This is a genomic window from Hydrogenoanaerobacterium sp., assembly GCF_032017025.1.
Lineage (GTDB): Bacteria > Bacillota > Clostridia > Oscillospirales > Ruminococcaceae > Hydrogenoanaerobacterium.
Window position 1 is genome coordinate 65,638 of the sequence record NZ_DALZQO010000014.1, and the last position, 10,007, is coordinate 75,644.

Sequence of the window (10,007 nt, forward strand, 5' to 3'; positions counted from 1 at the left end):
AGACAGCTGAAGGAGATATTTTATGATACCGATTTCTGAAAAATATACAGGATCTGTTTGCATCTTAAAATCCCGCAATAATGATCTGCTTGCATCAGGGGTTATCGGAAAGATAACTTCTGATTATATCGATATTATAGATACAAACAGTGAGATGCCGCTCATTGCTTATAATACCTGGGTGAAGCTGAATATCTACAACAGTGCGCTGGGCTTTCGTGTGCTGATCGGAAGAATGTATATTTCGGCAAAAAACCTTGCCCGTATCACAGATGTCGCAAAAATTTCGGATTTTGAAAAGCGGCTTTATTTTAGGGTAAATGCAAAGGATTTGGCGCAGTTGATTATTTCCGATACCCCGGAGGAACAAGAGCCTCGTAATGTCGATATTATGCTGATGGATGTCAGCCTGAGCGGCTTACAATTCTGTACAGATGAAAGATTTAAAATCGATGATATTGTTTTTCCTATTTTGCAGCTGCCGGAAGGACCAATTCCCTTTAGCTGTATTATTCGTAGGGTGATTCATCATGAGGATGGTAAAACCGGATATGGCTGCGAGTTTATTGGTGTTACCGATCAACAATCCGACATGCTTTACAGATACATATTGAACAAGCAAAATGAGCAAAATAGGAAACAGAAAAAATACGAATAGCTGTTTTGTATCAGCTAAAAAGCGAAGCACGAGGGTGCTTCTATTTTGCGTTATAATAAAAAATGCTCTGCGAATTAGAAATTTATTTTTTTAGAGCACGTATTCATCATTAGAATATTATTTAAATTTTACACCAACTTTGTCGAGTTTTATCGCACAAAAAGCTCCAAGTAAATTTTGCGTTATTATGAATTTACTTCTATGCAGTGTTTGCTGTATGCTAAATAAGTAATACTATTAAGTGAGGTGTGGCAGCGTGTATTGGATAGTAAAAGAGAAGTTTGAAGATGAAGACAACGGAAGTTATGAAAGCTATGGCATGGGAACAGCGGGGTATTACATCGCAGACATATCCACTAACCTCCAAAATGTAGAAAACCTGACACTGCTGTGCAATGCATACGGGCTTAGCAGAATACATATTCAAGACGTTGTTGAGGATTGGCTAGAAGGATAATAAAAAAGACGGGGGAAAAACCCCGTCTTTTTGCTGCTATGGCAAAAACCAATCGCGTATAGAAAAAGAGCTTTTGATGTATGCTTCGATTTTAAAGCAGAAGTCATAAGCTTGAGGGCAACCTGCTTTAGCAAATGGTTGCTCTGTTTTTTGTAGGGAAAGACGATTCGTTAAAATTGTCCAGCAGGAGTTAATAAAAGCTAGCGATCAGGCTTTTCAAGAGTAATCTCCAAACCGGGTAGATGCCTTTTTTCCATTTTATGACGTACTTTCCGATTTTCCACTGTATCAAAGAGGATAGAAAAGTCGTAGTCTGACGGGTATAGCTCGCTTGCCGGTGTTTTCAGCTTCAGCCGTTTGTGGTTTACGAAAAACTTTTTACCTTTTACTTGTACCCCAATTTGTCCTTTTTCGTCTGCTGCTTGAAATACAAGACCCAAACATCGCTCAGGGTACAGAATGACGCTGTCACCGATACCAAAGCCGGTGCACCGGCTGTTATTTTGCTTCATCGGTTGGTCTTTTTGAATCTTGGGTGCGGCGATAGCATCAAGGGTTTGTGGGGCTGTCTCACGCCCAGTATCAAAATCAACTATACGGGCTTTGCGGCGAGGCTGTAGGCTATATGCTTCCTGATGGGCACGCTCCAGCATGTGTACAGGGAAGCCGAGCCTTTGGGCAATGTATAATGCACAGCTTTCTCCGGCTTCGCCGATTTCCAATTGATACAAAGGTTTCAGGCTTTCGCGGTCAAAGGCCATTCTAGCATTGATTAAACCGTCAGAATGCGCTGCATACTCTTTCACCTCAGGGTAGTGTGTTGTTGCAAGGAACAAGCATTTTTTAGAGCGTAGCTCCTCCAAAATAGAAATTGCGATTCCCATCCCTTCCGCTGGGTCGGTTCCCGATCCAAGCTCATCCAGCAATACAAGGCTGTCTTGATTTGCACTGCGCAGGATGTCGATCACATTTGTGATATGAGCCGAAAAGGTGGATAGATTTTCTGTAATGCTCTGTCCATCACCAATATCGCATAAAATCATGTTGTTCATGCAAAACTTACCGCTCTTAATAGGGACATGCAACCCGCTTTGTGCCATCATAGAGAGTAGCCCTACCGTTTTCAAAGCCACCGTTTTTCCTCCTGTATTGGGGCCGGTGATGACAACGCCCGTCGTGTCTCCGCCAATATTGAAATCTAGAGGTACACACTCGTCCCGGCGCAGCAGGGGATGGCGCCCTTGCCTGATTTCTATCGTTCGAGCCGTATCCACAACAGCCGCAATGGCATCCATTTCTATACTTAGCTTTGCTTTGGCAAAGGCAATGTCCAACGTTACCATTGCTTCCATATTGATTTTAATTTCAGAAGCAGCGGCATCCACAAGCGCTGTCAGGGTATAAAGAATCTTTCTGATCTCGTTATCCTCTTCAATTTTAAGAAGATTAATATTATCCTGTAATTTAGAGGTAGCGGCTGGTTCGATAAAATAAGTGCCGCCTGTGCCGCTTATATCAACCACCGTTCCGCTGATCTGATTTTTATACTCCTTTTTTACCGGCACAACATAGCGCCCGTTGCGCAGAGACACATAACCGTCTGAAAATATGTTTTTCTTGCTCCGCAGCAAATCGTCCAGCTTCTTTTTCATCTGCATATTTTCATTTTCTATTTTCCGCCGAATGTTACGCAGTTCAGCGCTTGCAGAACTTAGCACAGCGGCGTTCTGAATAGACATTTCGATTTCACCCTGCAGCTCCGATAGGTCACATATGGATTGCCCGTAATAGGCGATTCCAACCTGCATAGATTCCGCTTTTTTAAGATAACCCTTCATTCGCTTGCACGACGCAATAAAGGTTGAAACGCATTCCAGTTGTTCGGTTAAAAGCATAGCACCTTTTTCGCAAAGGACTAAGATATTACCGATGTCCTTAATAGCGGAAAGCGGTGGATTTCCGGAGCTATCCAAAATACGGCGAGCTTCAGTGGTTTCTTCCATCTTGCTTCGGCACTCGCGTTCACTTAAAAATGGGGTCAATTCAGATAATTTTTGTTTTGCGGGCTCAGACATTGCGTAGCCGCAAAGCATTTCTTTGATCTTATTAAATTCTAATATTATTTCTGCCTTATTCAATTCCGGTAACCTCCTTGAAATAAAAACCCACGAAAGACACTCTGCCTCTTATTTTCATACAACCTGAAAATAGACAGAATGCTCCCGTGGGCGCAATAAAGCAATTCAATTACCAGCTTGAGGACGCAAAAAACGCAACAGAACAAATCCGTTGCGCTTCATAACGTTAAAAAGGTATACTGGTACCCCGAATAAAAGGGAGTACAAGCAAGCATGGTTTTATGAAGCAATCTGTTAAGGCAGGTGTCCGCAGCATTACAAAACTGTAATGCCAACCCAAAAGCACACTGAAACAAGCAGGCCGCGCCTGCTGTGCATCAAAGCTTTTGCAACTATTTAGTTGTTGACTACCAAAACAGACACACGTAACAAAAAAACCACCCTTTTAATTTAAATTTATTTTATAATATCATAGTGTTTACAATTTGTCAAATGCATCAATACCTGTAATGAGAATCATTTGAAATTAGATATTTGCTTGAATGAACGGAAGATGGTATATTTATATAGGATAAAATGCAAAAATTTATTACGAGAAAATTGAGATACATAAGTTTAGGGAGAGATTTTTATAGAGAAGTTACATAAGGAAAATCCATATAAGCACTTACTAAACGAGTTATCAATCGATTGCAAAAATTGCTGCGGCTTGTGTTGTGTCGCATTGTACTATGCAAAGGCAGAGGGTTTTCCTGCTGATAAAGCTGCAGGTAAACCTTGTAAAAGTTTAATGCCGGACTTTCGCTGCTCCATTCATCCAAAACTTATGGCTTGCAAATTAAAAGGGTGTATGGCGTACGACTGCTTTGGTGCGGGGCAAAAAGTTGCACAGGCCATATATTCTGGTGCAAACTGGATGACAACCCCGGAAATAGCAGATCAAATGTTTAAGGTCTTTTTACAAGTATGGCAACTTCACCAAATGCTGTGGTATTTGGTAGAAGCTTCCACACTAATTCCTGCAGAGAAACTGAAAAATGAAATCGATGCTCTCATTCTTGAAAATGAGCAAATGACACGGTTAAATCCCGATGAAATACTAGCTTTAGACATACAAGACTATAGATCAAGGGTTAACACAATACTCAAAAAAGCCGGAGAACTTGTACGAACTGCGATAAATAGCACCGCTGACAACAGAATATCGGGGGACTATATTGGAAAAAACTTCAAGCATGCGAATTTTAACGGTAAAGATTTCAGTATGACATTGCTGATTGCAGTAAATCTCGAAGGGTGCAGCTTACACGGCACCAATTTCCTGGGCGCGGACATGCGAGATACCAATATAAAAAATACTGATTTAAGTGAAAGTGTTTTTCTAACTCAGGGGCAGGTCAACGCGGCAAAAGGTAACCGTAATACAAAACTACCCGAAACCCTGGCTTATCCAATATCATGGCAAAGGTTATGAGCTTCTTTGTTTAAAATGTTAAGTTTGGTTGACAAATCTCCATTTTCACTTGATAGAATTCGATTCTATTTTTTTGTATACTGTATCTACAAGTTAACTTGAAATAAAAGAAAGGCCGGTGATGATAGTGTCATTAGGCGAAAAATTGTTGCAATTGCGTAAAATGGAAGGTTTATCACAGGAAGATGTTGCTGAAAAATTAGGCGTATCTCGGCAAACAGTAAGCAAATGGGAAACCGACCATACAGTTCCTGAGTTGGTGAAAGCAAAATTGCTAAGCCAACTTTACAATGTAAGCTACGATTACCTTATTAGCGGAAACCATATAGGTGGCGATGTTACCAGCATCGAGATGATAGTGGATGAAATTGATTGGACGAGTGCTTGGAGCAAAAAATATCCGATTTTGGCTTCCTATCAAGGCATAAAGGGAATAGATACCTACCGCGAGCAGGTATCTCAGCTGTACGACGATTTTAAGAAGGAATTCGATTTAAATGATGTAGATACTGTTTTAATTGTAAAGGATATTCTTTATCAAAAATACAAAATGGCAAAAAAGTTAAGGTAAAATAATCTCAAAACGATTTCAATTAATCAAAGCGGAACGATTAAGCTCCGCTTTGGTTTTTTAAAACATAAAATTTATGGCTATGAAGAAAGTAGTAATGGCAGATTTGTGGAAGCAAGCTGTGGCTCCGCTTTTTATTTTATAGAAATGATAATTTACTTATTTACGTAGATAGGTATAGTTTTACTAGGTCATGAAGTGCAATATGGAGGTTTTATGTCAAAAGTAAAAAAGTTTGTTTTACAGTTCACTATTGCCGTCTGTGGTGTTTTTGTAGTTTTGTTTGGGCTCACAATGTTTAACCGATATCTGTTAAGAACATTTTCCCTACCTTGGCGCATGGTGCTAATGATTGTCACGCAATGGTTGTTTTTCCTTGCGCCCGGCATACTTATGCTGAGGGAAAAAGAAAGCATCCATGACCTAGGGTTTACAAAAGAGAAAATTCTGAAACAAATTCTCATCGGCGTATTACTTGCGTTGGTGATGTCGGTAATTTTAACCGTGTTACCAATCCTGTTAGGCTTCAAGGATTTTGTTGGAAGTACCTCTTATACACAGTCATGGCAGTTTGCTTATGAATTTGTCTATGCGATTTTTGGTGTAGCGCTTGCTGAGGAGCTTGTATTCCGTGGCTATCTTTTTCACAAACTGCTTGAAATCAAAAATTCACGGTGGTTTGCCATTACTATATCTTCTATGCTATTTGGTCTATTTCATATTTTCAGCGGCAACTTAATGCAGATTATTATGACTGCTATTATAGCATTCTTATATTGTATATTTAGAGAAAAGGTTAAGGACTGTACACTACTTTCGCTAATCACAGCCCACGGTTTGTATGATGCCTTGCTTGTGCTATGGGTTGCTTACTTATGACAGTTAAACCGTATGAGAGATTCTGATCTAGTAGTGTTGTTATGATTACGATTATAATCTAAGGTGGGCGTATGGAGCGCGGAGCTTAACGGCTTCGCTTTTTTCTTTTATACTGCAACCAAGCACCGGAGGAATCTGATGTAGCATATTAAAAACACTTGACAAATCATAACATTTGCCCTATAATGAACAATGTTCAGTATGGAGGAAAGATATGAATAATGTAATTACATCAAAAGAAGCCATTCTTTCAGCAGCGCGTCAGATCGCCGCAGAAAAAGGATTACCTGCACTTAATATGCGTACGGTTGCTGCAGCCTGTGGCATTGCTGTTGGGTCGGTTTATAACTATTTTCCTTCTAAAACAGACCTTGTTATTGCCACTATAGAGGATGTATGGAAAAGTATATTTCATAAGCAAGCTAAGGGGGATACCGTTAGAAGTTTCATTGATGAAGTTCAGTGGCTGTCTGACCGTATACGAACTGGCACGGAAGAGTATCCTTCTTTTTTTACGGTGCATGCCATGGGCGTTGCTCAAGCGGATAGAAAAAAAGGGCGCATTGTAATGAACGAGTATTTTGTGCATATGAAAGCAGGGCTGTTACAGTCGCTTCAAGCAGATTCCAATGTGCGTTCTGGTGTGTTTACATCCGACTTTACACAGGAAGACTTTGTTTCGTTTGTGTTTTCAAACCTAATCACATCCTTTGCAACCAATGCAAAATCCTGTTCCACCTTGTTTCAAGTAGTTCGACGCATTCTTTACTCTTAACCGGACTGTAAACTTTTTTGCTGTTAAACCCGCTTTACTTTGGCGGGTTTTTCATAAACATTAAAATGAACATTGTTCATTCTTGAAATTTGAAGGGAGATTGTTTTATGCAAGCAATTATGGAAACCTCTTTTGACGCTGTCTATTTAATATTGGTGATTACAATTGGAATTCTGATGATAAAGAATAGCGGTAAAAACAAACAATATCTTATATTCGGAATTATGGCCGTTACATTAGGTGTGGGCGATTCGTTTCATCTTGTTCCCCGTGCGTATGCACTTTGCACCACAGGCCTCGAGAACTTTTCAGTTGCGCTCGGAGTAGGCAAATTAGTTACCTCAATCACTATGACCGTGTTTTATATCCTACTGTACTATGTATGGCGTTTGAGGTATAAGGTACAGGGGCAAGGTCACTGGACGATTGCTATGTTCGCACTTGCAACGCTACGTATCGCGCTATGCTTGTTCCCGCAGAACGCTTGGACAAGTGCACAACCGTCTCTTATATGGGGTGTTTATCGCAACATTCCATTTGCCTTAATGGGGATTATTGTTATTATCCTGTTCTATAAGAGTTCAAAGCAAACAGGCGACACAGCCTTTAGATTCATGTGGCTAACCATTGTACTCAGTTTTGCGTTCTACATTCCGGTCGTGTTGTGGGCTGATATGATCCCTGCCGTTGGTGTCTTAATGATTCCGAAAACTTGTGCATATGTCGGGACGGTTTTGATTGGTTATACTGAAATGAAAAAGGAGTTGAAGCCAGTATGAAGAAAATGTTAAATACTTCATTTGTATATGCCATTGCCGCCATGATTGCAGGGGTGTTTTTTCGTGAATTTACGAAGTTTAACGGGTTTACAGGCCGTACCTCATTATCGTTTATGCATCTGCATCTCTTTGTACTTGGAGCATTGCTGTTTCTGATTTTGGAACTATTTAGAATGCAAATTAATTTGGTGAAACAAAAACACTTTAAAACATTTTTTATCCTATACAACATTGGATTACCGCTTATGGTTGTGATGTTTTTCGTACGAGGTGTCACACAGGTGTTGGAAACTCCGTTAACCAAGAGTATGGACGCCATGATTTCCGGCGTTGCAGGGGTTGGTCATATTCTTACAGGTGTGGGGCTCATAATACTGTTTACATGCTTAAAAAAGACTGAAAAAATATAGAGATATAATAAAAATAGCATAATTTTTTTAAGTAACCTTCAATATGCCTGCCAATTTTTTATGCGTGTGTAATGCATACGAGCTTGGCAGAGTGCATTTCATGGATATGGTTGAGGATAGGGTAGCGGGGCTTTAGGGCTCCGCTTTTCTCATGCAAATTTAATATCAAAACCATCACAAACCCAAGGGAAAAGGTTACCTTGTAAATAGTCCTCTGAACTAAAACTAATTAACATGTTCGTATTTTGCTCGTACTGGTGGCTTTGGGAGAAAAAAGAAACCGCCTAGATTTGCCACAAATGGCTTATCTAAGCAGTTTTCTGTTGTGTCATTATGCCAAAATAGATGCAGATGGGATTATGCTCATTTTTTGTAATGGTCATTAATTTCTTTCAGAAAATCTAAAACAATATCTTTGGCAATAATCGAAGCTTGTGTGCAATTTTTTTCAAAATTATCTATCCCCGAGTGTGTTGCATTGTCAGTAATAGTACGTATTGAAATGAAAGGTATTTTATTCACGTAACATACATGCGCTATACTTGCGGTTTCCATATCAACTGATAAGGGAGAGTATTTTTCGTTTATATGATCGCGCATATCATCTGCAATAAATTTTTCTCCTGTCACCATTCGCCCTAAATACACTTTTTTGTTTTCATTACAAATCACTTTAGCTATATTTAATAGGCTTGGGTCGGCATCAAAGTATATAGTAGATAGCCAAGGGTGAAATTCAGTTAATATTTCGTCATCAATATCATGATACGCTACTTGGGTTGAAATTACAGTGTCAAAAAGATTTATGCTTTTATCCATGCCACCAGCTGTACCAGCGTTAATAATAGTATCAACACAATATGTATCTATCAATATTTGTGTTGCAATTGCAGCATTTACTTTACAAACACCACTGTATAGTGCAATAATTGGCGTACCATTTATATTACCCTCATAAAACTTTAACATTGCTTTTTCTGTTACAACAATTTTTTCTATATGTGACAAAAATGGTTTGAGCTCTTCATCACCGGCGCAAACTATACCAATTTTCTGCATACATCCACCCTCCTAATTATAGAAACAATTTTTAATTTTAGTATATCATAAAAAGTCAGACCAAAACAGATGCGTTTTGGTCTGACTTTTTTGTGGACACCGTGGAAAAAAGATTTCTTATCTTTCTCCAAAGAGAGCGCCAAATTCTCAAAATAAATCAGATTCTCCGCAGGCAATGACCAATTTTATGATGCCATAAATCCTCAGACTCTTCATGGCCGTGTTCAAATAATTATGCGGCTGTTTTCGGTCGATGTACTTGCCATTGATAATTCCTGCCCTGTTTTCTGATGAAAGGCGGCGGGAGCTTCTTCGGTTGAACCATATCTGGCGGCGGCTTTAAATGGATGATTTGTTTCTGCGCCAATGGTTTTGGCGAAGCGGAGCGCTCCAGAAACGGGTAAGCCTGCCAGCATGAAATGGACTGTTTTCGCATATTTTTCATTCTTTTGCCGGTTGGAATTATTGTGAGAATTTCACTGTAGCCACTGCCAGTGCCTCGGAGCAGAGTATCCCCTTGGTGGGGAGGCTCACACGCTGTCACAAACGGCTCACACGCCGTTTCAACTGATGTGGTGGTGTCTACTGCTTCATCGATGCGGCTATCGCTTACAGGGGCGCAGCTGGGTTCCACGTTTTCGGAGCAAATTTCTGCATGGAGGGTCTCGGCAAAGGCATCCTCCTGAATGGCATTCATGAGCGACAGCTTGGAAAGGTTCCGTTCCACCGCAAGGTCAATATAAAACGAACGCTGCGCATCGGTTTCACAGCACTCCAGTATCACGGCATTTTGTGTCCAGCCAAGGGACTGTGCCCTGCTCATAAGAGCCGGGCTGTTTTCATAAGTGCGGTAAAAGTCACGCATCC

11 protein-coding genes are annotated in these 10,007 nt (G+C 40.2%); 8 read left to right on the forward strand and 3 right to left on the reverse strand.

Features of this window, described 5'->3' with window-relative positions; genetic code table 11:
• Positions 1 to 22 precede the first annotated feature (22 nt).
• Together RTV33_RS09805 and RTV33_RS09810 are read left to right on the forward strand one after the other, a co-directional pair.
• Positions 23 to 658, forward strand: coding sequence for a PilZ domain-containing protein (locus RTV33_RS09805; RefSeq protein ID WP_312643836.1), 636 nt, complete (start codon positions 23 to 25; stop codon positions 656 to 658).
• A 256-nt stretch (positions 659 to 914) separates the two neighbouring features.
• Positions 915 to 1,115: a DUF6514 family protein gene (locus RTV33_RS09810; protein WP_312643838.1), complete on the forward strand. Its 201-nt coding sequence runs from the start codon at positions 915 to 917 to the stop codon at positions 1,113 to 1,115.
• A 200-nt stretch (positions 1,116 to 1,315) separates the two neighbouring features.
• Here RTV33_RS09810 and RTV33_RS09815 read toward each other — a convergent pair whose 3' ends face one another.
• On the reverse strand, positions 1,316 to 3,253 hold the full coding sequence (locus RTV33_RS09815; protein ID WP_396327290.1) for an endonuclease MutS2: 1,938 nt from the start codon (positions 3,251 to 3,253) through the stop codon (positions 1,316 to 1,318).
• Between the two features lie 664 nt (positions 3,254 to 3,917).
• Between RTV33_RS09815 and RTV33_RS09820 the strand changes: the two genes are divergently transcribed.
• The 6 genes from RTV33_RS09820 to RTV33_RS09845 all read left to right on the forward strand — a co-directional run bounded on the left by RTV33_RS09820 (position 3,918) and on the right by RTV33_RS09845 (position 8,081).
• Positions 3,918 to 4,667 (forward strand): pentapeptide repeat-containing protein, encoded by a 750-nt coding sequence (locus RTV33_RS09820; RefSeq protein WP_312643840.1) that lies wholly within the window; start codon positions 3,918 to 3,920, stop codon positions 4,665 to 4,667.
• A gap of 127 nt (positions 4,668 to 4,794) precedes the next feature.
• A complete protein-coding gene (locus RTV33_RS09825; RefSeq protein WP_312643842.1) occupies positions 4,795 to 5,238 on the forward strand; it encodes a helix-turn-helix transcriptional regulator in 444 nt (147 codons plus the stop codon).
• 216 nt (positions 5,239 to 5,454) lie between these two features.
• Positions 5,455 to 6,117 (forward strand): type II CAAX endopeptidase family protein, encoded by a 663-nt coding sequence (locus RTV33_RS09830; protein WP_312643843.1) that lies wholly within the window; start codon positions 5,455 to 5,457, stop codon positions 6,115 to 6,117.
• A gap of 214 nt (positions 6,118 to 6,331) precedes the next feature.
• Complete coding sequence (locus RTV33_RS09835; RefSeq protein WP_312643845.1) at positions 6,332 to 6,892, forward strand: TetR/AcrR family transcriptional regulator; 561 nt, start codon at positions 6,332 to 6,334, stop codon at positions 6,890 to 6,892.
• Positions 6,893 to 6,999: 107 nt separating this feature from the next.
• Complete coding sequence (locus RTV33_RS09840; protein WP_312643847.1) at positions 7,000 to 7,671, forward strand: hypothetical protein; 672 nt, start codon at positions 7,000 to 7,002, stop codon at positions 7,669 to 7,671.
• The gene (locus RTV33_RS09845; RefSeq protein WP_312643849.1) at positions 7,668 to 8,081 is read left to right on the forward strand and encodes a DUF2871 domain-containing protein; all 414 of its coding nucleotides are present in this window, start codon (positions 7,668 to 7,670) and stop codon (positions 8,079 to 8,081) included. Before RTV33_RS09840 ends, RTV33_RS09845 begins: the two co-directional genes overlap by 4 nt.
• Positions 8,082 to 8,444: 363 nt before the next feature.
• On the opposite strand, the gene RTV33_RS09850 is transcribed toward RTV33_RS09845, so the two are convergent.
• Positions 8,445 to 9,140, reverse strand: coding sequence for a 5'-methylthioadenosine/adenosylhomocysteine nucleosidase (locus RTV33_RS09850; RefSeq protein WP_312643851.1), 696 nt, complete (start codon positions 9,138 to 9,140; stop codon positions 8,445 to 8,447).
• 232 nt (positions 9,141 to 9,372) lie between these two features.
• Positions 9,373 to 10,007 (reverse strand): DUF1016 N-terminal domain-containing protein (locus RTV33_RS09855; RefSeq protein ID WP_312643853.1); only part of this gene is annotated, 635 nt, incomplete at its 5' end.

Excerpts from the sequence above, each read along its gene's own strand:
- RTV33_RS09805 (WP_312643836.1), top strand. The coding sequence starts at position 23 with ATGATACCGATTTCTGAAAAATATACAGGATCTGTTTGCATCTTAAAA.
- RTV33_RS09830 (WP_312643843.1), top strand. The coding sequence starts at position 5,455 with ATGTCAAAAGTAAAAAAGTTTGTTTTACAGTTCACTATTGCCGTCTGT.
- RTV33_RS09835 (WP_312643845.1), top strand. The coding sequence starts at position 6,332 with ATGAATAATGTAATTACATCAAAAGAAGCCATTCTTTCAGCAGCGCGT.
- RTV33_RS09840 (WP_312643847.1), top strand. The coding sequence starts at position 7,000 with ATGCAAGCAATTATGGAAACCTCTTTTGACGCTGTCTATTTAATATTG.
- RTV33_RS09845 (WP_312643849.1), top strand. The coding sequence starts at position 7,668 with ATGAAGAAAATGTTAAATACTTCATTTGTATATGCCATTGCCGCCATG.
- RTV33_RS09850 (WP_312643851.1), bottom strand. The coding sequence starts at position 9,140 with ATGCAGAAAATTGGTATAGTTTGCGCCGGTGATGAAGAGCTCAAACCA.